General features: G+C 54.5%; 1 rRNA gene. It reads left to right on the forward strand.

Going from position 1 to position 466, the window contains the following annotated elements:
• A 23S ribosomal RNA gene (locus AB4Z53_RS35485) occupies positions 1–466 on the forward strand; the annotation flags it as partial.

Below are 466 nucleotides of genomic sequence, written 5' to 3' on the forward strand. Positions count from 1 at the left end.
CTGGAGGACCGAACCGACTAATGTTGAAAAATTAGCGGATGACCTGTGGCTGGGGGTGAAAGGCCAATCAAACCGGGAGATAGCTGGTTCTCCCCGAAAGCTATTTAGGTAGCGCCTCGTGAACTCATCTTCGGGGGTAGAGCACTGTTTCGGCTAGGGGGCCATCCCGGCTTACCAACCCGATGCAAACTGCGAATACCGAAGAATGTTATCACGGGAGACACACGGCGGGTGCTAACGTCCGTCGTGAAGAGGGAAACARCCCAGACCGCCAGCTAAGGTCCCAAAGTCATGGTTAAGTGGGAAACGATGTGGGAAGGCWCAGACAGCCAGGATGTTGGCTTAGAAGCAGCCAYCATTTAAAGAAAGCGTAATAGCTCACTGGTCGAGTCGKCCTGCGCGGAAGATGTAACGGGGCTAAACCATGCACCGAAGCTGCGGCAGCGACGCTTATGCGTTGTTGGGT

The organism is Ensifer sp. 2TAB8 (genome assembly GCF_052115125.1).
Taxonomy (GTDB): Bacteria; Pseudomonadota; Alphaproteobacteria; order Rhizobiales; family Rhizobiaceae; genus Ensifer.